Origin of the sequence: Streptomyces sp. RGM 3693 (assembly GCF_050471125.1) — a bacterium.
Taxonomy (GTDB): domain Bacteria; phylum Actinomycetota; class Actinomycetes; order Streptomycetales; family Streptomycetaceae; genus Streptomyces.
Window position 1 is genome coordinate 1728499 of record NZ_JBMPPQ010000001.1, and the last position, 24733, is coordinate 1753231.

At 74.1% G+C, this 24733-nt stretch carries 22 protein-coding genes; 14 read left to right on the top strand and 8 right to left on the bottom strand.

Going from position 1 to position 24733, the window contains the following annotated elements:
* Window positions 1-84: 84 nt before the first annotated feature.
* The gene (locus ACO0M4_RS07325; RefSeq protein ID WP_430368898.1) at window positions 85-1605 is read left to right on the top strand and encodes an amidase; all 1521 of its coding nucleotides are present in this window, start codon (window positions 85-87) and stop codon (window positions 1603-1605) included.
* Here ACO0M4_RS07325 and ACO0M4_RS07330 read toward each other — a convergent pair.
* From ACO0M4_RS07330 to ACO0M4_RS07340, 3 genes are read right to left on the bottom strand one after another with little or no spacing between them, the layout of a single operon-like run.
* Window positions 1586-2137, bottom strand: coding sequence for an isochorismatase family protein (locus ACO0M4_RS07330; protein ID WP_430368900.1), 552 nt, complete (start codon window positions 2135-2137; stop codon window positions 1586-1588). The two genes, ACO0M4_RS07325 and ACO0M4_RS07330, sit on opposite strands and share 20 nt — an antisense overlap.
* 37 nt (window positions 2138-2174) lie before the next feature.
* Window positions 2175-3638 carry an MFS transporter gene (locus tag ACO0M4_RS07335; RefSeq protein WP_430368902.1) on the bottom strand — a complete coding sequence of 488 codons (1464 nt, stop codon included), beginning with the start codon at window positions 3636-3638 and terminating at the stop codon, window positions 2175-2177.
* Entirely contained in the window at window positions 3635-4066 is a 432-nt protein-coding gene (locus ACO0M4_RS07340; protein ID WP_430368904.1) for a MarR family winged helix-turn-helix transcriptional regulator, read from the bottom strand. The genes ACO0M4_RS07335 and ACO0M4_RS07340 overlap by 4 nt, the downstream gene beginning before the upstream one ends.
* Before the next feature lie 262 nt (window positions 4067-4328).
* Here ACO0M4_RS07340 and ACO0M4_RS07345 point away from each other — a divergent pair, with 262 nt between their 5' ends.
* From ACO0M4_RS07345 to ACO0M4_RS07360, 4 genes are all read left to right on the top strand, one after another.
* Window positions 4329-5681: a hypothetical protein gene (locus ACO0M4_RS07345; protein ID WP_430368906.1), complete on the top strand. Its 1353-nt coding sequence runs from the start codon at window positions 4329-4331 to the stop codon at window positions 5679-5681.
* A gap of 123 nt (window positions 5682-5804) precedes the next feature.
* Window positions 5805-6647 carry a nitrilase-related carbon-nitrogen hydrolase gene (locus ACO0M4_RS07350; protein WP_430368908.1) on the top strand — a complete coding sequence of 281 codons (843 nt, stop codon included), beginning with the start codon at window positions 5805-5807 and terminating at the stop codon, window positions 6645-6647.
* Window positions 6644-7957 (top strand): aspartate aminotransferase family protein, encoded by a 1314-nt coding sequence (locus ACO0M4_RS07355; RefSeq protein ID WP_430368910.1) that lies wholly within the window; start codon window positions 6644-6646, stop codon window positions 7955-7957. Before ACO0M4_RS07350 ends, ACO0M4_RS07355 begins: the two co-directional genes overlap by 4 nt.
* 190 nt (window positions 7958-8147) lie before the next feature.
* Entirely contained in the window at window positions 8148-8657 is a 510-nt protein-coding gene (locus tag ACO0M4_RS07360; RefSeq protein WP_430368912.1) for a hypothetical protein, read from the top strand.
* Between the two features lie 87 nt (window positions 8658-8744).
* On the opposite strand, the gene ACO0M4_RS07365 is transcribed toward ACO0M4_RS07360, so the two are convergent.
* Entirely contained in the window at window positions 8745-9581 is an 837-nt protein-coding gene (locus ACO0M4_RS07365; protein ID WP_430368913.1) for a heparin lyase I family protein, read from the bottom strand.
* 116 nt (window positions 9582-9697) lie between these two features.
* Window positions 9698-10582, bottom strand: a complete 885-nt coding sequence (locus ACO0M4_RS07370; protein WP_430368915.1) for an ABC transporter substrate-binding protein — start codon at window positions 10580-10582, stop codon at window positions 9698-9700.
* Window positions 10583-10915: 333 nt separating this feature from the next.
* On the opposite strand from ACO0M4_RS07370, the gene hydA reads away from it, so the two are divergent.
* Complete coding sequence (gene hydA / locus ACO0M4_RS07375; protein ID WP_430368917.1) at window positions 10916-12322, top strand: dihydropyrimidinase; 1407 nt, start codon at window positions 10916-10918, stop codon at window positions 12320-12322.
* A gap of 66 nt (window positions 12323-12388) precedes the next feature.
* Window positions 12389-13402, top strand: a complete 1014-nt coding sequence (locus ACO0M4_RS07380; RefSeq protein ID WP_430368919.1) for a TIGR03842 family LLM class F420-dependent oxidoreductase — start codon at window positions 12389-12391, stop codon at window positions 13400-13402.
* 63 nt (window positions 13403-13465) lie between these two features.
* Here the strand turns inward: ACO0M4_RS07380 and ACO0M4_RS07385 are convergent, their stop codons facing one another.
* A complete protein-coding gene (locus ACO0M4_RS07385; protein WP_430368920.1) occupies window positions 13466-14533 on the bottom strand; it encodes a lipoate--protein ligase family protein in 1068 nt (355 codons plus the stop codon).
* Window positions 14534-14788: 255 nt separating this feature from the next.
* The gene (locus tag ACO0M4_RS07390) at window positions 14789-15535 is read right to left on the bottom strand and encodes an SIR2 family NAD-dependent protein deacylase (RefSeq protein WP_430368922.1); all 747 of its coding nucleotides are present in this window, start codon (window positions 15533-15535) and stop codon (window positions 14789-14791) included.
* Window positions 15536-15766: 231 nt separating this feature from the next.
* Between ACO0M4_RS07390 and ACO0M4_RS07395 the strand changes: the two genes are divergently transcribed.
* The 6 genes from ACO0M4_RS07395 to ACO0M4_RS07420 all read left to right on the top strand — a co-directional run bounded on the left by ACO0M4_RS07395 (window position 15767) and on the right by ACO0M4_RS07420 (window position 22939).
* Window positions 15767-17632: a gamma-glutamyltransferase family protein gene (locus ACO0M4_RS07395; RefSeq protein ID WP_430368924.1), complete on the top strand. Its 1866-nt coding sequence runs from the start codon at window positions 15767-15769 to the stop codon at window positions 17630-17632.
* A gap of 165 nt (window positions 17633-17797) precedes the next feature.
* Window positions 17798-18727, top strand: a complete 930-nt coding sequence (locus ACO0M4_RS07400; protein ID WP_430368926.1) for an inositol monophosphatase family protein — start codon at window positions 17798-17800, stop codon at window positions 18725-18727.
* A gap of 40 nt (window positions 18728-18767) precedes the next feature.
* Window positions 18768-20189, top strand: coding sequence for a phytoene desaturase family protein (locus ACO0M4_RS07405; protein WP_430368928.1), 1422 nt, complete (start codon window positions 18768-18770; stop codon window positions 20187-20189).
* Window positions 20190-20271: 82 nt separating this feature from the next.
* Window positions 20272-20802, top strand: a complete 531-nt coding sequence (locus ACO0M4_RS07410; protein WP_430368929.1) for an O-acetyl-ADP-ribose deacetylase — start codon at window positions 20272-20274, stop codon at window positions 20800-20802.
* A 110-nt stretch (window positions 20803-20912) separates the two neighbouring features.
* The gene (locus ACO0M4_RS07415; protein WP_430368930.1) at window positions 20913-22385 is read left to right on the top strand and encodes an AlkA N-terminal domain-containing protein; all 1473 of its coding nucleotides are present in this window, start codon (window positions 20913-20915) and stop codon (window positions 22383-22385) included.
* Window positions 22386-22393: 8 nt separating this feature from the next.
* Window positions 22394-22939, top strand: a complete 546-nt coding sequence (locus ACO0M4_RS07420; RefSeq protein WP_430368932.1) for a methylated-DNA--[protein]-cysteine S-methyltransferase — start codon at window positions 22394-22396, stop codon at window positions 22937-22939.
* 221 nt (window positions 22940-23160) lie between these two features.
* Here the strand turns inward: ACO0M4_RS07420 and ACO0M4_RS07425 are convergent, their stop codons facing one another.
* On the bottom strand, window positions 23161-23820 hold the full coding sequence (locus ACO0M4_RS07425; RefSeq protein WP_430368934.1) for a TetR/AcrR family transcriptional regulator: 660 nt from the start codon (window positions 23818-23820) through the stop codon (window positions 23161-23163).
* Between the two features lie 113 nt (window positions 23821-23933).
* Here ACO0M4_RS07425 and ACO0M4_RS07430 point away from each other — a divergent pair, with 113 nt between their 5' ends.
* Window positions 23934-24569: an NAD(P)-dependent oxidoreductase gene (locus ACO0M4_RS07430; protein WP_430368936.1), complete on the top strand. Its 636-nt coding sequence runs from the start codon at window positions 23934-23936 to the stop codon at window positions 24567-24569.
* The last annotated feature ends 164 nt before the right edge of the window (window positions 24570-24733 follow it).

Sequence of the window (24733 nt, forward strand, 5' to 3'; positions counted from 1 at the left end):
CGGCATCGTTGCCGCCTCCCGCGGGTCCGATTAGCCTCCTGGGACCGTTCGTTCGAATGAGCGGTCCCAGGGAGGGCACGCAGCGTGAGCGTTGACGAGAGCCAGGAACGCCAGGCCGGGTCGTCCCCGGAGCGCCCCCGCCGCCCGGCATCCGCCGCCCCGACGGGGCACCTGGACGGCCAGTGGGAGGGGCTCGCCGAGCAGGCCCGCGCCCTGGCCGACGGACGGGTCACCGCCACCGCCCTGGTGCAACGCTCCCTGGACCGCATCGCGGCCACCCAGGACAACGTCAACGCCTTCCGCCGGGTCCGGGCCGAGGCGGCACTGGCCGAGGCGGCGGAGGCGGACCGCCGGCTCGCCGACGGGGAGCGGGCGCCGCTGCTCGGCGTGCCGGTCGCGGTCAAGGACGACACCGACGTGGCGGGCGAACCCACCGCGTTCGGCTGCGCCGGGGTGTTCCCGCCCAAGCAGCACGACGCCGAGGTCGTCCGGCGGCTGCGCGCGGCCGGCGCGGTCATCGTCGGCAAGACCAACGCCTGCGAACTCGGCCAGTGGCCGTTCACCGAGGGCCCGGCCTTCGGCAACACCCGCAACCCCTGGAACCTCGCGCACACCCCCGGCGGCTCCTCCGGCGGCTCAGCCGCCGCGGTCGCCGCCGGACTGGTCCCCGCCGCACTCGGTACCGACGGCGCCGGCTCGGTCCGGATCCCCGCCGCCTGGTCCCACCTCGTCGGCATCAAACCCCAGCGCGGCCGGATCTCGACCTGGCCGGACCCCGAGGCGTTCCAGGGCATCACCGGTATCGGCCCGCTGGCCCGCACCGTCGAGGACGCCGCGCTGCTGCTGGACGTCGCCAGCGGCAACCACGCCGGCGACCTGCACCGGCCGCCGGCCATCGCGGCCCACGAGGCGGCCGGCCGGGACCCCGGGCGGCTGCGCATCGCACTCTCCTGGCAGGCCGCCGCCACCTTCACCCGCAAACCGCTGCACCCCGACGTCCGGACCGCGGTGACCGCGGTGGCCCGCACCCTGGCCGGCCTCGGCCACTTCGTCGAGGAGGCCGAACCGGACTACGGACTCGTCGGACTGGCCTTCGTCCCGCGCGCCACGGCCGGCGTCGGGGAGTGGGCCGCCCGGGTCCCCGACCCCCGGCTGCTGGACCGCCGCACCCGGGAGGCGGTGCGGCTGGGCCGCCTGCTCGGCGGTCCGCTGCTGCGCGGCGCCCGGGCCGCGGAGCGCCGCCAGCAGCGCCGCATCGGCGCGCTGTTCGGCCGCTACGACGTCCTGCTGACGCCGACCACCGCGACCCCGCCGCCCCGCGTCGGCACCCTCGCCAAGCTCAGCGGCTGGCAGACCGACAAGGCCATGATCGCGGCCTGTCCGTACGCCTGGCCGTGGAACGTGCTGGGCTGGCCGGGGATCAGCGTGCCGGCCGGCTTCAGCGCGGACGGGCTGCCGCTGGGCGCCCAGCTGCTCGGCCCGGCGCACGGCGAACCGCGGTTGATCTCGCTGGCCGCCCAGCTCCAGGACGCCCTGCGGTGGCACGAGCGACGCCCCGACCCACAGCCCGCACCGGCCGCGGACCTCAGCCCAGGAGACCGATGATCGCCTCCGTGGTGTCGGTCTCGCCCAGCCGCGGGAAGATCCGCTGCACGCTGTTGTGGTGCGCGTCCGCGTCCAGGTCGGTCACCGCGTCGACGGCGACGGTGACGTGGTAGCCGTGCTCGTGCGCGGCGCGGGCGCTGGACTCCACTCCGATGCTGGTGGCGATCCCGCCGAACACGATCTGGGTGACCCCGCGGCGGCGCAGCTCGGCATCGAGCTCGGTGCCGTGGAAGGCGCCCCACCGCTCCTTGGTGATACGGAGGTCGCCCGGCTGCTGCCCGAGTTCGGCGACCAGCTCGGCCCAGTCGGCCGGCGGGGTGCCGCCCGGTCGCCCGGCCTCCGTACGGCCCGGCGCCCCACCGGTGACGTTCACCAGGACGACCGGCAGCCCGCGGGAGCGGAACGCCTCGGCCAGCCGGGCCCCGCGGGCCACGATCTCGGCGGCGGGGTGGACGGTGGGCAGCCCGGTGATGCCCTTCTGAAGGTCGATCAGGACCAGTGCGGTGGTCCGGTCCAGAGTGCTGGCAGGCACGGTAACTCCTCTTGAACGAACGGTAATTGATGGTGTGTCAGTCGAGGGTGCGACGGCCCGTGGTGCGCAGGGTCCGGTCGGCGAGGGTGAGGGCGAGCAGCAGCGCGCCGCAGACCGCACCGGCCAGCGCGATCGCGTGCAGCCCCGCGTCCGTGGCGCGCTCCCCGTACAGCAGCCCGATCAGGCTGGAGGCGGTGATCGCGCCGAGGTACTGGGCGGTGCGCTGGAGTCCGGCCGCCGCGCCCACGCCGTCGGCCGGCGCCTGGGCGTAGACGGCGGCCTGGTTGCCGGTGGCGGCCAGCCCCTGCGGGATGCCGAACAGCGCCCCCGCGACCAGCAGCACCGGCAGCGGGCTGGTGTCGCGCAGCAGCAGGAAGACCGCACTGCCCGCGATCAGGCACCCCGCGGCGACGGCCAACGGGGCGCGGATGCCCTTCGTCCGGGCGCCGGCGAGCGAACAGACCGCGGCCGCGCCGGACATCGGCAGCATCACCAGCCCGGCGTGGAAGGACGAGAAGCCGTGCGCCTGCTCCAGCCACTGGCTGAAGCCGTAGAGCACGCAGTAGATGACCAGATAGGCCAGCCCGTGCCGTAGATAGGTCAGTACCAGTGCGCGGTTGCGGGCCAGCATCCGCAGGTCGATGAAGGGCTGCGGATGGCGCAGCTGCCACCACACCAGGACGGCGGTCAGCGCCGCGGTCGGCGCGAGCAGCGGCCACCGGGGCGCGTCCAGCCGCAGCAGGAAGAACATCGCGCAGGTCAGCGCGGAGGCGAAGAGCGCGATGCCGAACGGGTCGAGGGAGCCCCGGGCCGCGGTGCCGGACCCCTCGGACGCGGCCGTCGCCTGGGCATCCCGGTCGGCCGGAAGCCAGGCCAGCGCACCGACCAGTGCCAGGAGCGCGAGCGGGATGTTGACCGCGAAGACCGCCCGCCACCCCGCGGTCGCGGCGAGCAGACCGCCGAGGGTGGGGCCGACCGCCGCACTGGCTAACGCGGCCAGCGAGAGCCGGCCGAGCGCCGACCGGGGCGTGGGTCGGCCCACCCGCCGCGACTCGGCGCGCAGCATCGCCATCGCCGCCGGGTAGGCGGCCGCGGTGCCGACGCCGAGCAGGATCCGGGAGACGATCAGCAGCGTGAAGGTCGGCGCCAGCGCGCCGATAAGGCCGGCCGCGCAGACCGTCACCGTGCCGGCGACGAAGACCCGCCGCGGCCCGATCCGGTCGGCGACCCGGCCCAGCGACGGCTGTCCCACCGCGCTGGCGAGGTACATCGCCGAGATCAGCCATGCGGTGTCGGTGGCGCCGATGCGGAAGTCCCGGCCGATCGCCACCAGCGCGGTGGCGATCATCGTCGAGTTGATGGGGTTGAGGAGTGACCCCAGGAGTAGCGGGGTCATCAGACGGGCGCCGAAACCGCGGTCTCCGGAGGGGAGTTGGTCGTGCTCGCCGGTCGGCGCGGGGGTGCGGCCGGGCGTCCGCTCCGGGGCGTCGGGGGCGCTCATTCCTCGGTCAGCCGTCGTATCAGCGCGGTCGCCTCGGCCAGCGTCCGCTGCTCGTCGTCGGTCAACCGGCCGGCGATGGCCACCGCCAGCCAGTTGTTCTTGGCCGCCCGGACGTCGGCGAGCACCTGGTGGCCCTCGTCGGTGAGTGAGAAGACCACCTGGCGGCCGTCGGTGGGGTGGGGGCTGCGGGCGAGGATCCCGTGCCCCTCCAGGACGCCGACGATCATCCGCATCGACTGCGGACGCACCAGTTCGGCGCGGGCCAGCGCCGCGATGGTGGACGGCCCGTCGCCGTCGATCCGGGCGACCACCGCGCGCTGGGTGGGGGTCAGTTCGCCCTGCGGGGAGGCGGCACGCAGCCGGCGCATCAGTAGGGACACGGTCGCGCCGAGGTCGGCGCCGAGCCGTTCCTGGTCCTTGTTGGGCATGCTTCGAGCGTAGAAGATCGACAGGTAAACTTGCAAGTTCTTCTGCCGTTTTCGTCATGACGGCGCGCCCAGTGCGTCGAGCGGCGCGGCCGGGCCCGGGCGGCCGGTGTGGCCCGGGTGGCCGGGGCGCGGGCCCGGGGGGTCGCCCGACCGTGCGGAATCCGAAAACCTCCCGTAGCACGCCGGTCACCGCCCCCGAACACACCGGGTGTGCAATGCGGACGGGCCGGAGGGGTCCGGCCGCTGGGGGGAAAGGCACGGCATGACGGACACTCAACTCACCTCGCCCAACGTCGAGTTCGCCAACTTCCTGACCGGTCTTGGGCGGCTGCTCGATCCGGCGACCGGGTGGTACGGGGTCTTCGCGCACCGCGACCCGGAGGGCCTGCGGGCCTGCCTGGAGGGCCGGGAACTGCCACCTCGGGACGTGGTCGAGTCGCTGCTGCACGACCTCGCGGCCCGCCACGGCGACCAGGCGGTACGCGCCATGGGTCCGCGCGCCCGGCGGCTGCACGCCCGGGCGGTCGCCGACCACGACGCCCAGCCGGGCGGCCGGCCCGCGCTCCGCGAGCGCCTGGAACTGATGCGCCGCGCCCAGCGGCGGGCCGCCCGTCGCGCCGACGAACTGCAGGCCGCCGCCCGGGCCGCCGCGGACCCGCCCGAGCGGGAGCGGCTGTCCCGGGAATTGGCCTGGGCCCGGGACGACCTCGTCCGGGCGGAGGCCCGCGTCCGGGAACTGCGGGCCCGACTGGCGGCGTTGACGGATGCCCCGGTCCCTCCGGTCAGCGGTGCGGCGGTCGCCCCGGTCCCGACGGTCGGCGACGCGACGGGCGCCCCCGGGCCCGCCCCCGAGTCACCGGTCAGAGCCGCCCGCCCCAGGGGTGCGCGGTTCGCCGGACTGGAACTGCCGGACGGCCCCCCGGCCGCCGAGCCGGTGCCCGTCGGGCCGCCCTCACCGCCGCCCGCCGCCGCACCGGCCCTGCGCGGCGCCCGCTTCGCCGGGGCGTGCACCACACCGCACGAAACGGCCGGCGGCGCACCGGACCGCGGCCCCGACGCCCCGCCCCCGGCCCCCGAGCCCGAGGCGCGCCACACCGCCACCGCGACCGTCCGCCGCCTCGCCCAGCTCCGCGCCAGCGGCGCGAGCGGCCCCGCGCACGCCGAACTGTGCGCCGCCACCACTCGCCCCGCACCCGAACTCCCCTTACTTCTGGCCGCGTTGGAGGAAGCCCAACTCGCCTCCGACGTCCCCGTGCTGCTCTGGGAGGTGGCCGGCCTGCCACCCGCCCGGCTCGCCGCGGCCGCCGACGCCCTGGCCGCCGCCGGCCGCACCGCCGACGCCGCGGCACTGCTCCGGCAGAGCGTGGCCCGCCCCGTCGCCGAGGTCGCGGCGACCGCACGGGCCCTGCTCGACCTCGCACGACCCGGCCAGGCCCGGGAACTGCTGGCCGCCGTGGCCCGGTCCCGCACCCCGGACGAGGCGGCCGCACTGGCCGTGGCCGATCCCGAGACCCTCGGGCCGCTGCTGCTGGCCGCGGCGCGGGCGGTCTCCCCGGACCGGCACCGCGACCTCGCACACGCCCTACGCGCCGCCGGGTACCCCGCCGTGCCCTGACCGGCCCGCCCGCCGCGCCGCGCAGAGAGATGGTCTTGCCACCGTCGGTGACGGGGCTTACGGTCGCCTCCACACGCGTAGATCCGCGCGCCGCAGGCTCTCGCATCGACAAAGGAGCAGCTCATGGCCGATGTTGTGCGTGCCGCACTGGTCCAGGCGACCTGGACCGGCGACACCGAATCGATGATCGCGAAACACGAGGAGCACGCCAGGGCGGCGGCCGCGCAGGGTGCGAAGGTGATCGGCTTCCAGGAGGTCTTCAACGCCCCGTACTTCTGCCAGGTCCAGGACCCGGAGCACTACCGCTGGGCGGAGCCGGTGCCGGACGGCCCGACCGTACGGCGGATGCAGGACCTCGCCCGGGAGACCGGGATGGTGATCGTCGTCCCGGTCTTCGAGGTCGAACAGGCCGGCTTCTACTACAACACCGCGGCCGTCATCGACGCCGACGGCACCGTCCTCGGCAAGTACCGCAAGCACCACATCCCGCAGGTCCAGGGCTTCTGGGAGAAGTACTACTTCCGCCCGGGGAACGTCGGCTGGCCGGTCTTCGACACCGCCGTCGGCCGGATCGGCGTCTACATCTGCTACGACCGCCACTTCCCCGAGGGCTGGCGCCAACTGGGCCTCAACGGCGCCCAGCTCGTCTACAACCCGTCCGCCACCTCGCGCGGCCTGTCGGGCTACCTGTGGAAGCTGGAGCAGCCCGCGGCGGCGGTCGCCAACGAGTACTTCGTCGCCGCGATCAACCGGGTCGGCGTGGAGGAGTACGGCGACAACGAGTTCTACGGCTCCAGCTACTTCGTCGACCCGCGCGGCCAGTTCGTCGGCGAGCCCGCCAGCGACACCAAGGAGGAACTGGTCGTCCGCGACCTGGACTTCGCCCAGATCGAACAGGTCCGCCAGCAGTGGGCGTTCTACCGCGACCGCCGCCCCGACGCCTACGACGGGCTGGTGCAGCCATGACGCACGACACTACAAGCCTGCACGCCCGCCACCAGGCGGTGATGCCGTCCTGGCTGAGCCTCTACTACGACCGGCCCCTGGAGCTCACCCACGGCGAGGGCCGGCACGTCTGGGACGCCGAGGGCAACCGCTACCTCGACTTCTTCGGCGGCATCCTCACCACCATGACCGCGCACGCCCTGCCCGAGGTGACCAAGGCTGTCACCGAGCAGGCCGGCCGGATCCTGCACACCTCCACGCTGTACCTCTCCCGCCCCATGGTCGAGTTGGCGGAGCGGATCGCCACGCTCTCCGGCATCCCCGACGCCCGGGTCTTCTTCACCACCTCCGGCACCGAGGCCAACGACACCGCACTGCTGCTGGCCACCACCCACCGCCGGTCCAACCAGGTCCTGGCGATGCGCAACAGCTACCACGGCCGCTCCTTCTCCACCGTCGGCATCACCGGCAACCAGAGCTGGTCGCCCACCAGCCTCTCGCCGCTCCAGACCCTCTACGTCCACGGCGGGGTGCGGTCCCGCGGCCCGTACGCCGACCTCGGTGACGCGGAGTACATCGCGGCCTGCGTCGCCGACCTGGAGGACATGCTCCAGCAGACCGCGGGCGGCGTCGCCGCACTGATCGCCGAACCGGTGCAGGGCGTCGGCGGGTTCACCGCACCGCCGGACGGGCTGTACGCGGCGTTCCGCGAGGTGCTGGCCCGCGAGGGGATCCTGTGGATCAGCGACGAGGTGCAGACCGGCTGGGGCCGCACCGGTGACCACTTCTGGGGCTGGCAGGCGCACGCCGAGAACGGCCCGCCGGACCTGCTCACCTTCGCCAAGGGCATCGGCAACGGCATGTCCCTCGGCGGGGTGGTGGCCCGCGCCGAGATCATGGACTGCCTGCCCGCCAACTCCATCTCGACCTTCGGCGGCAGCCCGATCACCATGGCCGCGGGCCTGGCCAACCTCGGCTACCTCCTGGAGCACGACCTCCAGGGCAACGCCCGGCGGGTCGGCGGACTGCTCATCGAACGCCTGCGGGCGGTGGCGGCCGGCCTCGACGTGGTGCGGGAGGTCCGCGGACGGGGCCTGATGATCGGGGTCGAGCTGGTCCGGCCGGGCACCGACGCGCCAGCGCCGGAGGCCGCCACGCTGGTGCTGGAGGCAGCCCGGGAACGCGGTCTGCTGGTCGGCAAGGGCGGTCAGGGCGGCGCCTCGCTCCGCATCGCGCCGCCGCTCACCCTCACCGTGGCCGAGGCGGAACACGGCGCGGAACTCCTCGCCGACGCCCTGCGGTGGACGCAACAGCAACTCACCGCGGGCTAGGGCCGGTCCGGTGGGTCAGGGTCGGGGCCGACGACGTCCCACCCGGCCCGTGCCGTCTCCCCGGCCATCCCGGGGAGGCGGCTCCGCCCCGGTGCGGCGCGCGTCGACCGGAGGCCGTCGCGCTCCCTCGTGCGCGTGGTTCCCCGGCGTGTTGCTTGTCCGACCGGGGTGCCATCGGGACGGTGGGAGGGTGCGCGCCCCTCATCTCCTCGCCCTGACGGCCGCCGTGTTGGCCACGGCCACCGGCTGCGTGTCCGTCTCCGTTCCGGCGCCCCGGACGGTGCCGTCCGGGCCCGTTCCGGCACCTTCCGTGCCCGAGCGTCCCGGGGTCCCGGTGCCGTCGGAGCGGGCCCCGCGCGAACAGGTGGTGACCGCACCACGGCGACCGGCGCCCCCCGAGGACGCCACGGCACCGGAAGCCGACCCGGACGCGGACGGGACGGCGGTGGACGCGAGGGCCCGGGCCGAGTCGCCGGCGCCGGACCGCCGCCGGCACCCCGCGCCACCGCAGCACGCGGGCCCGGCTCCGCACCACCACGAGCGACCGCACCCCGCGCACGCCGCACCGCCCCAGCACCGCCCGGCCGTAGGGCCACCGCGCCCCCAGTCCACGATGGACCCGCGCGTCATCTGCCAGATGGCCTCCGGGAAGGTCAGGCCAGACCTGTTGCGGCTGTGCCAGGGCGCCTTCGGACGCTGACGCACCGGGCGGCCGGCTCGGCGGGGCGCGGATCCCGGACGCCCTCGTCCGGGGCGAGACGAGGTCCTCGTCCGCAGGAACGGGCCTTTAGTCGGCGGGTGCCACGTCCTGGTAACTCCGGCCCACCGCGGGGCTGTTGAGCCAGGCGGTGGCCGGTCCCTTGACGCCGTCGGAGCGGTAGACGCCCCATTTGTCGGTGACCCAGTCGCCGCGCAGGGTCGCCGCGGGGTACTGCTCGGTGCCGCCGGGCAGCTTCTGGGCGGTGCCGTCGCGCCAGAGCCGCACCCAGCCGCGGGCCGGGTCCTTCGAGACCTTGATGCCGAGGACGAAGTCGTGCCAGGTGTTGAGGGCGATCGGGGCGTGCCAGAGCTGCGTGGTCTTCAGCTGCGGGTCGCAGTACTCCAGGTCGACGGTGCCGTCGCCGCGGGCACGCAGCGACAGCGGCGGGGTGGCGGCACCCGAGCCGTAGTCCTTGAGCTGCCACAGGACGACCCAGTCGCCCTTCTTCGTGGGCAGTGGGCCCCACATCGCGCGCCAGCCGATGTAGTAGACGTCGCCCTGCCGGGAGTAGCGCAGCGGACCGTTGCCGGTGCGGTGGCCGCGGGTCTCCACCCGCACGCGGGTGGGGCCGTCGATCTTGTCGCCGGAGGTGTGCAGTTCGAAGGACTTCCCGTGCTGTCCGGTCGGGTCGTCGACGACCTTCACCGTGCCCGGTTTGGTCTCCGTGCCCTCGAAGTTGGCGGCGCCCTTGGCCGGGTCGGCGCGCCACAGTGCGGCCGCGCGGGGATCGGCGGCCGGGTGTGCGCCGCCGGGCCGGACCGCGGACGGGGCCTGCTGGGCGGTCGCGGAACAGGCGCCGGTCAGCGCGATTCCGGCGAAGAGGGCAACTCCCCAGCGGAGGTGGGGGGTTAGGGATCGCTTCATGGGGGACTCCCGGCGTGTGGGGGCAGGGGACGGGAGTGAAAGTTAGGTTTGTTGCCAGTTGGCGTCAAGGGGGTGGCCGGGCGGCCGCCGTCCGGTGCATCGGGGGACCCCGGGCGCTATTTCCGGGCGGCGGCCGCGCGCACCGCGTCGGCCACCTCGGTGAAGAAGCGGGTGTGGGCGCGCCGGCTGACCGGGGCCTCCGGGTTCCACGGCAGTAGCCGGGCGCGGGCCTCGATCGCCCGCCAGTTCTCGTCCGTGCGCAGCGCCTCGACCCGGGCGGCGTTGACCCGGGCGTCGATCAGGACGACGTCCGGGGCGAGCGCGGCGGCCTCCGCCCAGCCGACCGTCGACCAGTTCGCGCCGGCACCGGCCACCGGCTCCGGCAGCTCCGCGCCGTGCTCGGCCAGGGCCCGCAGGTCCGGCCAGGTGCCCGGCCGGGCCAGGTGCACCTTGTCCGATCCGGCGGGGGACAGTGCCACCACCCGCGGCCGCACCGGGCCGCCGGTCGCCTTCCGTAGCTCGTCCTCGGCCGCGTCCAACTCCCTGGCCCGGGCGAGTGGTTCGCCCTGCCCCAGGGAGCCGGCCAGTGCCGCGAAGCGCTCCCGCACCTCGGCCAGGCTGCGCCCGGGGCCCACCGCGACGGTGGCCACCGGGACCTGATCCTCCAGTTCCTGCGCGACCTTCGCTTCCAGGCCGTACACCTGCTCCCCGTCGTAGGTCACCGCCACCACGAGGTCCGGATGGGCCTCCAGCAGGGTGTCCGGGTGCAGCGCGCTGCCCGAGCCGAGGTACCGGATCTCGGCCAGCGGCAGTTCACCGGCCTTGGCCGGGTCGGCCGCCACCCCGTCGTGCTGGGAGCCGAACAGGCCCACGGGGCGGATGCCGTGGTCCCACAGCGTGGCTCCCGCCTGTATATAGGCCACGATCCGTTCCGGCCGGCTTCCGGCCACCACCAGGCGCCCGCGGTCGTCGGAGAACTCCCACGGTGTGCTCTGCTCCATGGCGCATCGCCTTTCTGACGTCATGTGTGTCTTTTGGCGTCGTGGGTGCGGATTGTGAAGGTGTGGTTCCGTCATGACTTTCGAAGTTGTGGGTCCGGAGACTGTTACCTGCCCATCCGGCTGCCCCCGCACCCCTCCCGGACTCGCCCCCGGCGCCCCTTGCGCACCCCCCGTTCAACCACCCGGCTGACCGCCGCCGCGACACCCACCCGGTGACCGATCTTCCGTCACGGTATTGCCACGGTGGGTGACATGCTTCTACGGTGTCTCCTTCCCGTCCGGAATCTACGGGTGTAGACCAGGTTGTGACGTAGCGTCAGCTAGGGAGCCGAGATGAGCCGTACGGTCATCCGGGGCGGACTGGTCATCACCGCCGCCGAGGAAATGCACGCCGACGTCCTGATCGAGGACGGCAGGATCGCCGCCCTCGCCGCACACGACAGCCCGACCGCCGAGGGCTGGACCGCCGGCGCCGATCGGGTCCTGGACGCCACCGGCAGGTACGTCATCCCGGGCGGCGTCGACGCCCACACCCACCTGGACTTCCCGTTCGGCGGCACCGCCTCGTCCGACACCTTCGAGACCGGCACCCGCGCCGCCGCCTGGGGCGGCACCACCACCATCGTCGACTTCGCCGTCCAGAGCCGCGGCCAGGCACTGCGCGCCGGCCTGGACCTGTGGCACGCCAAGTCCGATGCCCAGTGCGCCATCGACTACGCCTTCCACATGATCCTCTCCGACGTCAACGAGGACTCCCTCAAGGAGCTGGACCTCCTGGTGGCCGAGGGCGTCACCTCCTTCAAGCTGTTCACCGCCTACCCCGGCGTCTTCTACAGCGACGACGGCCAGATCCTCCGCGCCATGCAGCGCGCCGCCGGCAACGGCGGACTGGTGATGATGCACGCCGAGAACGGCCCCGCCATCGACGTCCTGGTCGAGCAGGCCCTCGCCGCGGGCCACACCGACCCCCGCTACCACGGCGAGGTCCGCCACGTCCTGTTGGAGGCCGAGGCCACCCACCGCACCATCCAACTCGCCCGGGTCGCCGGCGCCCCCCTCTACGTCGTGCACGTCTCCGCCGAGCAGGCCGCCGACGAGATCGCCCGGGCCCGCCACGCCGGACTGAACGTCTTCGGCGAGACCTGCCCGCAGTACCTCTTCCTGTCCACCGACAACCTCGCCGAGCCGGACTTCGCGGGCGCCAAGTACGTCTGCTCCACGCCGCTGCGGCCCCGCGAGCACCAGGCGGCGCTCTGGCGGGCCCTGCGCACCAACGACCTCCAGGTGGTCTCCACCGACCACTGCCCGTTCTGCTTCCGTGGTCAGAAGGAGCTGGGCCGCGGCGACTTCTCCAAGATCCCCAACGGGATGCCCGGCGTGGAGAACCGCATGGACCTCCTCCACCAGGGCGTCGTCGAGGGCCGGATCAGCCGCCGCCGCTGGATCGAGATCGCCTGCGCGACACCGGCCCGGATGTTCGGCCTCTACCCGAAGAAGGGCACCATCGCGCCGGGCTCGGACGCCGACCTCGTGCTCTACGACCCGCACGCCGAGCAGACCGTCTCCGCGCAGACCCACCACATGAACGTCGACTACTCGGCGTACGAGGGCAAACGCCTCACCGGACAGGTCGTCACCGTCCTCTCCCGCGGTGAACCCGTCATCGACGGACGGGAGTTCACCGGCCGCGCCGGGCACGGCCAGTACATCCCGCGCGGCACCTGCCAGTACCTCATGTGAGCACCCGAGCCAGCCACCCGGCCGGCACCGCACCGGGCCGGCCCGCACCCCATAAGGAGCGCCGCAGTGGACTTCGGAGTCGTCCTCCAGCCCGACCCGCCCGCCTCCGCCGTCGTGGACCTGATGCGCCGCGCCGAGCGCAACGGCTTCCGCTACGGCTGGACCTTCGACTCGGCCGTGTTGTGGCAGGAACCGTTCGTCATCCACAGCCGCATCCTGGAGCACACCGAGCACCTGATCGTCGGCCCGATGGTCACCAACCCCTCCACCCGCACCCCCGAAGTCACCGCCTCCACCTTCGCCACCCTCAACGACATGTACGGCAACCGCACGGTCTGCGGCATCGGACGCGGCGACTCCGCGATGCGGGTGGCCGGCCGCGCGCCCAACACCCTGGCCCGACTGGGCGAGGCGATCGGCCAGATCCGCGACCTGGCCGAGGGCCGGGAGACCGACCTGGGCGGCCACCGCATCCGGATCCCCTGGATCAAGAACGGTCGCCTGCCGGTGTGGATGGCCGCGTACGGGCCCAAGGCACTGGCCATGGCGGGCCGGCTGGCGGACGGCTTCATCCTCCAGCTCGCCGACCCGTTCCTCACCGAATGGATGGTCAAGGCGGTCCGCCAGGCCGCCGTGGACGCCGGCCGCGACCCGGCATCGGTCACCATCTGCGTCGCCGCGCCCGCCTACGTAGGCGACGACCTCGCGCACGCCCGCGAGCAGTGCCGGTGGTTCGGCGGCATGGTCGGCAACCACGTCGCCGACCTCGTCGCCCGCTACGGCGAGCACTCCGGCCTCGTCCCGGACGAACTCACCGACTACGTCAAGGCCCGCGAGGGCTACGACTACTCCCACCACGGCCGGGCCGGGAACCCCGACGCCGCATTCGTCCCCGACGCCATCGTCGACCGCTTCTGCCTGCTCGGGCCGGCCGAGGCGCACCGCGAGAAACTGCGCGCCCTGCGCGCCCTGGGCGTCGACCAGTTCGCGCTCTACGCGATGCACGACACCAAGGAAGCCACCCTCGACGCCTACGGCGCGGAGATCATCCCCGCCTTCGCCGCCGACCGAGCCGACTGACCGCGCCCGTCCGGGCCGGGGCCGTCCGCGAGCGCGCCCCGGCCGGGAACGGGTCGACCGGCCCTACGGCACCCGCGTCAGCCACTCCTGAGAGCTGAACTTCCCGGCGGCCAACTCCTCCGCCCGCGCCAACTCCTGCGCCGACACCCCACCCATCGCACCGCCGTACCGGGCCCGGAACGACGCGATCATCCGCGCGATGACCTCCGCCCGCGGCAGACCGGTCTGCCGCCGCAGCGGATCCACCCGCTTCTTCGCGCTGGTGGTGCCCTTGTCCGACAGCTTCTCCTGGCCGATGCGCAGCACCTGCACCATCTTCTCCGCGTCGATGTCGTACGACATCGTCACGTGGTGCAGCACCGCGCCGCCGCCCGCCGCCATGCGCTTCTGCGCCGCACCGGCGATCTTCCCGGCCTCCGTCGCGATGTCGTTCAGCGGCTTGTACCACGCCCTGATGCCCATGTCGCCGAGTGCGCCCAGCACCCAGTCGTCCAGATAGGCGTAGCTCTCCGCGAAACTCAGGCCCTGGACCAGGGAGTTGGGCACGCAGAGCGAGTAGGTGATGGTGTTGCCCGGCTCCACGAACATCGCGCCGCCGCCCGAGATCCGGCGGACGACCGTGACGCCGTGCCGCGCGGCGCCCTCCGGATCGACCTCGTTGCGCAGCGACTGGAAGCTGCCGATGATCACCGCCGGGCGGTCCCACTCCCACACCCGGAGCGTCGGCGGCCGCCGTCCCGCGGCCACCTCGGCGGTCAGCACCTCGTCCAACGCCATGTGCAGGGCCGGCGACTGCGGCCCCTCATGGATGATCTGCCAGTCGAAGTCGGTCCACTCCCGGGCGTCCGCCACCGCCCGGCGCACCGCGATGCCCACCGCCTCGCTGCTGAACCCGAACAGCACCGCACCGGCGGGCAGCGCCGCGTCGATCCGGGCGGCCAGGCCCCGGGCGTCGGTGTCCGCCGGGGCGCCCTCCAGCGCGCCGTTGATGGCGTCCAGCGCCTCGTCCGGCTCCAGGAAGAAGTCCCCGGCCACCCGGACGCCGTTCAGTGCCCCGTCCACCACATCGAGGTCGACGACCACCAACTTGCCGCCCGGCACCTTGTACTCACCGTGGTGCTTCCCCTGCACGGCCCTCTCCGTCCTTCCCGCAACCGGCTGCCGTTCCCCCGCACGGCGCGCGGCCGACAGCGGCGTCAACCGTAACGCGGGCATCAGCATTCCCGGCAAAAAGGACCCGATCCCGGGGCGATCCCGGCCCTGCCGCGACCGGGCCCGGCCGGGACGGCTGCGTGCCTGGCTTGGCGTCTGGCTGCGTGGCGGGCCGCGGGTCTGGTCGCGTCGCTGGTCGGAGGCACCCCGGCCCGGCCCGGAGCCGCCCCGGTCTCAGCCGAGCGCGTCCAACAACCGGGGCAGCGCCGTCCCGATCGGCTCGCGCACCACCTCTGCCGCCAGCGCGTCGTACGGCGTCGGATCGGCATTGACGATCACCAGGCGCGCACCGTGCTCCGCGGCCACCCCGGCGAGCGAGGCCGCCGGCTGCACCTGGAGTGTGGTGCCGACCGCGAAGAACACCTCGGCGGCCTTCGCCACCCCCAGCGCCTCGCCGAGCACCCGCGGATCCAGCCGCTCCCCGAACATCACCGTCGCCGACTTCAGGATCCCGCCGCACACCAGACACGCCGGATCGGGCTCGCCGCCAGCCACCCGCTCCAACGCCCGAGCCATCGAGGAGCGGGCGTGGCAGCGGGTGCACGTCACCTCGCGGGCGGTGCCGTGCAGTTCCAGCACCTTGCGCGCCGGCATCCCGGCGAGCTGGTGCAGCCCGTCCACGTTCTGGGTGATCACTCGCACCGGCGTCCCGGACCGCTCCAACCGGGCCACCGCCTCGTGCGCGGCATTCGGCCGGGCCCGGAACGCCGGGCTCTCCTGCCGCATCCGCCACGACCGCCGCCGGATCTCCGGATCCGCCATGTACGTGTCGTAGGTGACGAGCTTCTCGGCCTCCGGGTCGCGCCGCCACAGTCCCTTCGGACCGCGGTAGTCGGGGATCCCCGAGTCGGTGGAGATCCCGGCCCCGCTCAGGATCGCCACCAGGGAACGGTGCGCGGGCCGGCCGTCGGAGCTGCTCATGAGGCGAGCGTACGGAAGGGGGCGGGGGAGGGCGACCGGGTTTCCCGGCCGCCGGGGCAGGCCGTCCCGACGGGGGCCGGCCGCACGGTCGCCACCAGGTGGGGTGCCGGACCGTGCGGGGAGGGTACGGGTGATCCGTACGCCGCGACGAGCCACGGCGCGGCGAACGCCCACGACGAGGCGGACGCCCCAGCACCGTGGCGGAGCGCCCCACGACGACGAGGAGCCCCCGTGTTCACCACCCGCCCCACCCTCCAAGGCACCTTCGGCATGGCCGCCACCACCCACTGGCTGGCGTCCCAGTCCGCGATGGCCGTCCTGGAGGACGGCGGCAACGCCTTCGACGCCGCCGTCGCCGCCGGATTCGTGCTGCACGTCGTCGAACCGCACCTCAACGGGCCGGCCGGTGAGGTGCCGATCATCCTGGCCCCGGTGGACCGACCGGTACGGGTGCTGTGCGGACAGGGCCCGGCCCCGGCCGGGGCGAGCGTGGCCCACTACACCTCCCTCGGCCTCGACCTGGTGCCCGGCACCGGACCGCTCGCCGCCGCCGTCCCCGGCGCCTTCGACGCCTGGATGCTGCTGCTGCGCGACCACGGCACCAAGTCCCTGGCCGACGTGCTCCGTTACGCCATCGGGTACGCCGAGCACGGCCACCCCGCCGTCGAACGGATCGGGGAGACGGTCGAGACCGTCCGCACCCTCTTCGAGACCGAGTGGACCTCCTCCGCCGAGCTCTACCTCCGCGGCGGCCGCGCCGTCCGCCCCGGCGAACTCCTCACCAACCGGCCGCTGGCCGCCACCTGGCGACGCCTCGTCACCGAGGCCGAGGCCGCCTCCGCCGACCGTGCCGCACAGATCGACGCCGCCCGCCACATCTGGCGCGAGGGCTTCATCGGCGAGGCGCTCGCCGGCTTCGCCGCCCGCCCCGCCATGGACACCTCCGGCGAACGGCACGCCGGCACCCTCACCGGCGACGACCTGACCGCCTTCACCGCCACGTACGAGGACCCGGTGACCTACGACTGGCAGGACTGGACCGTCGCCAAGGCCGGCGGCTGGACCCAGGGCCCCGCCTTCCTCCAGCAACTCGCCCTCCTGCCCGAGAAGTTGCCCGCTTACCACAGCCCCGACTACGTCCATCTGCTCATCGAGGGCAGCAAACTCGCGATGGCCGACCGCGAGGCGTGGTATGGCGACGCCGCTGACGTCCCGCTCCCCACCCTGCTCGGCGACGACTACAACACCGCCCGCCGGGCCCTCATCGGCGACCGCGCCTCGTACGCACTACGGCCCGGCAGCCCCGGCGGCCGCACCCCGCGGCTGAGCAAGCACGCCCTGGCGGTGGCCACCGGCACCGGCGGGTTCGACCCGCTGGGCATCCCGGCGAGCGGCGCCGGAGAGCCGACCGTGGCCCGCGGCACCGGCACCGCCGCACCCGGCCGCGGCGAACCGCCCGCCGTCGTCCCCGAGGTCGACCGCGACGGCACCACCCGCGGCGACACCTGCCACATCGACATCGTCGACCGTTGGGGCAACCTCGTCTCCGCCACCCCCTCCGGCGGCTGGCTCCAGTCCAACCCGGTCGTGCCCGGCCTCGGCTTCCCGCTCGGCACCCGGCTCCAGATGACCTGGCTGGAGGAGGGCCTGCCCAACTCCCTCACTCCCGGACGCCGCCCCCGCACCACCCTCACCCCCTCCCTGGCCCTGCGCGACGGCGTTCCCGTCATGGCGTTCGGCACCCCCGGCGGCGACCAGCAGGACCAGTGGCAGCTGCACTTCTTCCTGGCGGTGGCACTGCGTCCGCAGACCCGCGGTGGACTCGACCTGCAAGGCGCCATCGACGCCCCGAACTGGCACCAGGACTCCTTCCCCGGCTCCTTCTTCCCACGCGGGATGCGACCGGGCAGCGTCACCGTCGAATCCCGGATCGGCGACGCGGTCATCGACGGGCTGCGACAGCGCGGACACGACGTGACGGTGGGCGGCGCCTGGTCGGAGGGGCGGCTGAGCGCGGTGGCCCGCGACCCCCGCACCGGAGTGCTGTCGGCCGCGGCCAATCCGCGCGGCATGCAGGGGTACGCGGTCGGGCGCTGATCCTCGGGCGCCGACCTCGGGCCGCTGACCTGCGGCGATGTCGACGGGGCGGGCCACGGCCGGGGGCGGCGGCGGTGCCGGCCGCACCTGCCCGTGGCCCGGGCGGCACCGGGAGTTCACCTGGAGTCCGGTCGGAGTGTCAGTGGCTCGTGGTTCGATGGACGCATGATCGAAGCACTGCACACCCACCACCAGGGAGAAACCACGGATCTCGCCGACGCCGTCACCCTCCTCCCCACCGCCGCGGCGCCCGGCGCCACCGAGCCCGCCGCGCCGGACCTCTCCGGGCTGGATTCGGCCGCCGTCGAGGCCGCCGTCCGGCAGGCCGCGGCCGACGAGATCATGCCCCGCTTCCGGCAGCTCGCCGCCGACGACATCGTCCAGAAGAACGGGCCGCACGACCTCGTCACCACCGCCGACCGGCGCGCCGAGGAGCACCTGACCGCCGCCCTCACCGCCCTACTGCCCGGCTCCCGGGTGGTCGGCGAGGAAGCCGTGCACGCCGACCCCACGGTCCTCGACGCACTCCAGGGCGACGCCCTCGTCTGGATCGTCGACCCGGTCGACGGCACGCGTCAGTTCGTCCACGGCGACCCCGGCTTCGCGACCCTGGTCGCCCTCGCCCACCGCGGCGAGGTCCTCGCCTCCTGGACGTACGCCCCCGCCCTCGACCAGATGGCCGTCGCCCACCGCGGCGCCGGCGCCTGGCTCAACGGCGAACGGCTGCACGCCGGCCACCCGGCTCCCGACGCCACCCTCGAAGTCGCCACCTCCCACCCCGACTTCACCACCGACGACCAAAAGCGCGTCCTGGCCGCCCTCAAGACCCCCGGCATCGCCCCGCGCCCCTGCGGCTCCGCGGGCCTGGAATACCTCCACATAGCCCTCGGCCGGCTCGACGCCACGGCCTTCAGCTGGGAGAACTCCTGGGACCACGCCGCCGGACTGCTCCTCGTCCACGAAGCGGGCGGCGCCAGCGGCACGGTCGCCGGGCAGCCCTTCCGCATCGACGGCGGCAACGCCCTCCCCTTCACCGCGGCACGGGACGCCGAAACGGCGCGGCGTATCCTCGGACTGCTGGCTGCCGCCAACTGACCCTCACCGACGAGGGTCGGACACGAGGGGAGTGGCGCAGGTGCCGACGATGCTCGATGCCGTCGTGATCGGAGCGGGGCCCAACGGCCTGACGGCAGCGGTCGAACTCGCCCGCCGCGGCATGTCCGTTGCCCTCTTCGAAGCCCGCGACACCATCGGCGGCGGAGCCCGCACCGAGGAGTTGACCCTCCCGGGCTTCCGCCACGACCCCTGCTCCGCGGTGCACCCGCTCGCCGTGGGCTCCCCCGCCTTCCGCGCCATGCCCCTTCAGCGGTACGGCCTGGAATGGCTGCACCCCGACCTCCCGATGGCGCACCCCTTCCCCGACGGCACCGCCGCCGTCCTGGCGCGCTCCGTCGGCGAGACCGCCATGTCCTTCGGACCGCACGACGCCGGCACCTACCGCCGGCTCGTCGCCCCGTTCATCGGCAAGTGGGACGCCATGGCCCACGACTTCCTGCGCACCCAGTGGCTGGGCCTGCCCCAGGACCCGGTCACCTACGCCCGTTTCGGCCTGGTCGCCATGCAGCCGGTCACCCTCCTCAACCGCCGCTTCCAGGGCGAGAAGGCCCGCGGCCTGCTGGCCGGCCTCGCCGCCCATGCCATCGCCCCGCTCCGCGGCTTCGGCACCAGCGGCCTGGCCCTGATGTTCGCCCTCGCCGCGCACGCCAACGGCTGGCCGGTGCCCCGCGGCGGCTCCCAGGCCATCTCCGACGCCCTGGCCGGACTGCTCCGCGCGCACGGCGGCGCCGTGCACACCGACTTCGAGGTCAAGCGCCTGGACGACCTCCCGCCCGCCCGCGCCTACGTCTTCGACACCTCCCCGACCGCCCTCGCCCGGATCGCCGGCCTCGGCAACGCCTACCGCGGCGTCACCTACGGCCCCAGCGTCTTCAAGATCGACTACGCGCTCTCCGGCCCCGTTCCCTGGACGGCCAAGGCGGCCCAGCGCGCCGGCACCGTCCACATCGGCCCCACCAGCGGCGAGATCTCCGCCGCCCTGAACGCCGCCGCCGAGGGCCGCGACCCCTCCGTCCCCTTCCTCATCACCGCCCAGCCCAGCCTCATCGACCCCACCCGAGCCCCCGAGGGCAAGCACACCTTCTGGGCCTACGGACACGTCCCCAACGGTTGGGAGGGCGACGCCACCGAAGCCGTCGAGCGCCAGATCGAGCGCTTCGCCCCCGGCTTCCGCGACCTGGTCCTCGCCCGCGCCGTCGCCGGCCCCCCGCAGCTCGCCGCCCGCAACGCCAACTACGTCGGCGGCGACACCGCCACCGGCTCCGCCGCCGGCCTCCGCCTGCTCATCCGCCCCAAGCTCACCCGCGTCCCCTACGAGACCGCCCACCCCGCCGTCTTCCTCTGCTCCCAGGCCACCCCACCCGGCCCCGGCGTCCACGGCATGTCCGGCCACTACGCCGCCAAGGCGGTCTGGCGCCGCCTCCGGGGCGGCCGCCGCTAGGGCGCTTCTGACGGAGATCCGTCAGAAGCGCCCTAGGGAAGGCTCAGTCGATCACGGTCGGACGAGCCCTAGGCTCACCACCATGAGCACCATCCTCACCCTCACCCGGGGCGACATCACCGAACAGGCCGTCGACGCCGTGGTCAACGCGGCCAACTCCGCACTGCTGGGCGGCGGGGGAGTGGACGGCGCCATCCACCGCGGCGGCGGCCCCGAGATCCTCGCCGAGTGCCGCGCCCTGCGCGCCAGCCGCTACGGCCGCGGCCTGCCCACCGGCCAGGCCGTCGCCACTACCGCCGGCCGACTCCCCGCCCGCTGGGTGATCCACACCGTCGGCCCCGTCCACTCGACCTCCGAGGACCGCAGCGAGCTCCTGGCCTCCTGCTACGCGCAGTCACTCCAGACCGCCGCCGAACTCGGCGCCCGCACCATCGCCTTCCCCGCCATCTCCACCGGCGTCTACCGCTGGCCGATCGCCGACGCCGCCCGCACCGCCGTCGCCACCGTCCGCGCCGCGATCGCCACCACCCCCGACGCCTTCGACGAGATCCGCTTCGTGGTCTTCGACGACCCCGCCCACGCCGCGTACCAGGCCGCCCTCGCCGAGGAATGACCACACGGCACCCGACCGGCCGACCGGGGAATGACGTCCGCGCTGATGAGCCAAGGTTGATGTCGGATTTCCGCCAGCCCCCGCCGGTCGGCTGAGCAATCCTGGAGGACATGCACACCGACACCGAGCGCTGTCTGCGCGCCGTGCAATCCAAGGACGCCCGCTTCGACGGATGGTTCTACACCGCCGTCCTCACCACCGGCATCTACTGCCGACCCAGCTGCCCGGTAGTGCCCCCCAAGCCCGAGAACATGCGGTTCTACCCCAGCGCGGCCGCCGCCCAGCAAGCCGGATTCCGGGCCTGCAAACGCTGCCGCCCGGACGCCAGCCCGGGCTCCCCGCAGTGGGACGAACGCGCCGACCTGGTCGCCCGCGCCATGCGACTGATCGCCGACGGCATCGTCGACCGCGAAGGCGTCCCCGGCCTCGCCGCCCGCCTCGGCTACAGTCCCCGCCAGATCGAACGCCAACTGCGCGCCGAACTCGGCGCCGGCCCCCTCGCCCTGGCCCGCGCCCAACGCGCCCAAACCGCCCGGCTCCTGATCGAGACCACCGCACTCCCGATGGCCGAGATCGCCTTCGCCGCCGGATTCGCCAGCATCCGTGCCTTCAACGAAACCGTCCGCGAGGTCTTCGCCCTCTCCCCGACCGAACTCCGCGGCCGCGCCCGCCCCGGCCCCCGCACCGCCACCCCCGGCACCCTCACCCTGCGACTCCCGTTCCGCCAGCCGCTCAACCCCGACAACCTCTTCGGGCACCTCGCCGCCACCGGCGTCCCCGGCGTCGAGGAATGGCGGGACGGCGCCTACCGCCGCACCCTCAACCTCCCCTACGGACACGGCATCGTCGCCCTCTCACCCCGCCCCGACCACATCGACTGCCGCCTCTCCCTCACCGACCTCCGCGACCTGGCCGGCGCCATCGCCCGCTGCCGCCGGATGCTCGACCTCGACGCCGACCCGGAGGCCGTCGACGGGCTGCTGCGCACCGACCCGCAACTCGCCCCACTGGTCGACAAGGCCCCCGGCCGCCGGGTGCCGCGCACCGCCGACGCCGACGAGTTCGCGGTCCGCGCCGTCCTTGGCCAGCAGGTCTCCACCGCCGCCGCCCGCACCCACGCCGGCCGCCTGGTCCACGCCCACGGCACACCGGTCGACGACCCCGGCGGCGGCCTCACCCACCTCTTCCCGACCCCCACCGCCCTCGCCGGACTCGACCCGGACACCCTCGCCATGCCCCGCACCCGACGCGCCACCCTCACCGGTGTCGTCGCCGCCCTCGCCGCCGGAACGCTCCAACTCGGCGTCGGCAGCGACCGGGACGAGGCCCGCGCCCGCCTCGCCGCACTCCCCGGCATCGGCCCCTGGACCGTCGAATGCATTGCCATGCGCGCCCTCGGCGACCCCGACGCCTTCACCCCCACCGACCTCGGCCTGCGCCGCGCCGCCGCCGGCCTCGGCATGCCCGCCACCCCCGCGGCCCTGATCCGGCACTCCGCCCGCTGGCGCCCCTGGCGCGCCTACGCCGTCCAGTACCTCTGGGCGACCGACGACCACCCCATCAACCACCTCCCGACGAATTGAGCCCCACCATGCCCGCACCCACCACGGCCCCCACCGGCCCCGTCACCCACACCGTCCTCGACGACACCCCCGTGGGCCCCCTCACCCTCGTCGCCGACGGCGACGCCCTCAGCGGCCTCTACATGACCGATCAGCGGCACCGCCCGCCCCAAGAGACCTTCGGCACCCCGGCCGACCCCACCGAACCGCCCTTCGCCCGGACCATCGCCCAACTCCGCGCCTACTTCCGGGGCGAACGGACCACCTTCGACCTGCCGCTCGCCCTGCACGGCACCCCGTTCCAACGCCGCGTCTGGGCCGCCCTGTGCACCATCCCGTACGGCGAGACGCTCTCCTACGGACAGCTCGCCACCCGGCTCGGCACCCCGAACGCATCCCGCGCCGTCGGCCTGGCCAACGGCCGCAACCCGATCGGCATCATCGTCCCCTGCCACCGCGTCGTCGGCGCCAACGGCAGCCTCACCGGCTACGGCGGCGGCCTCGACCGCAAGCGCCGCCTCCTCACCTTCGAACGCGCCGCCGACGGTCTCTTCCCGGCAGAGGCGTGCATCTGAGACGGCGCGGCGCCCCAGCGGTACAGACCCCCGAGGCGACCGGGCAGCGGAGGCGGCCAAGACGTTCCAAAGAGCCGAGGAATCCAGGCGACCAAGGCGCGTTGGATGACCAGGCGTCGAGGCGCGCGTCCAGCCGTTCGGGGCAACGGGCCGGCCGGTTCGCCGCCACACCAGGCAGGGCCGGCCGAGCCCCCGCCCCGCCCCCGCCCTCGCCGGGGCGCTCAGCCGTCGCCCGACGGCGTCAGCCCACCCAACAGCACCCGTACCGTCTCCGCCGCGAACTCCTCCTCGCTCTCGGGCCGCAGCACACCGGCCGGTGCCTCCCCGTCGAAGAACAGGTCGAGGAACGCCCGATGGAAACAGGCCCCGATCAGCAGATTGGCCGCCGCATGCGGATCGGCCGCGGCTGAGACCCGGCCCAGCTTCTGCTCCGCCTCCAGATACACCGCCAGCTGCCGGCCCGCGTTGTGCGGGCCGATGGCGCCCAGCTCATCGAGCTTGCGCCGGTGCGTCGCCAGCAACTCCGGACTGGCGAACAGCGATGCCGCGATCGGGAACGACCGCCGGTAGAAGCGCACGGCGGCCAGCGCCACCTCCGCGAGGTGCCCGGCCGGACCGCGTTCGTCCCCCGCCCGGTCCGGCAGCTCCGCCAGCGCGTCCGCCAACTGCGGCACCCGCTCGTGCAGCACCTGCACGAAGATCTCTTCCTTGCTCCGGAAGTGCTTGTACAGGGCCGCCTCGGAGCACCCCGCCTCCTTGGCGATCTGCTTGGTCGTGGTGTGCGCCAGCCCCACGCTCGTCATCAGCGCGGCGGCGGCGTCCAGGATGCGGGAGCGCGTCAGAGCGCCTCCGGACAGCGGGGCGGCAGCTTCAGGGCTCATGGGACGACTCTACATTGACAGGTGAGTGAGCACTCACTCACACTGGTGGGTGAGTGAGTGCTCACTCACCCCGTCTTCTGCGGGGGTGACCAGGACAGATCATCGGAGGAGCCATGAGAATCACCGTCGTCGGAGCCTCAGGCGGCATCGGTCGGCACCTCGTCAGCCAGGCACTGGCCGACGGTCACGAGGTGACCGCCGCACTGCGCAGCCCGGAGAAGCTGACCGAGCGCCATCCGCGCCTGACGGTCGTCCGCGCCGACGCGCTGGACGCAGCCTCCGTCAAACCCGCCATCGAGGGCGCCGACGCGGTCCTCTCCGGCATCGGCCAGATCGGCCGCCACGATCCGTTGCGACCCGCCTCCACCTCGGCCCGCGCGGTCGCCGAGGCCATGGCGGCGACCGGCGTGCGCCGCCTCCTCGTGGTCAGCGCGGGCCCGCTCAACCGCGCCGGCGCCGGCCAGCCGTTCCTCAGCCACCGGGTCTTCAGCCCCCTGCTCTGGGCGATCCTCAAGGAGCTCTACACCGACCTGGAACGCATGGAGGCCGTGCTCCGCGAGACCGACCTCGACTGGACCTCCGTACGCCCGCCCCGCCTGCTCGACAAGCCGGGCACCGGCCACTACCGCCACGCCGTCGAAGCCGGTCCGTCCGGCAGCTCCATCCCCCGTGCCGACGTCGCCCGCGCCATGCTCGACCTCATCCCCGACCCCACCACCCACGGCCACGCGGTGGGCGTCAGCAGCTGACCCCCGCCGCTGGCCCGCTCCGCCGCCGGCCCGTTCCGCCGCCTGTCCCGCCGGCCGCCTGCGCCGCCGCCCTCCCCGCCGAGCCAGGGCCTGGCCCCCACCGGGCCAGGGCCTGTCCGGTGGGTCAGAGGCGGAGGCAGCAGTGTCGAAGGCCCGCGGGCTCG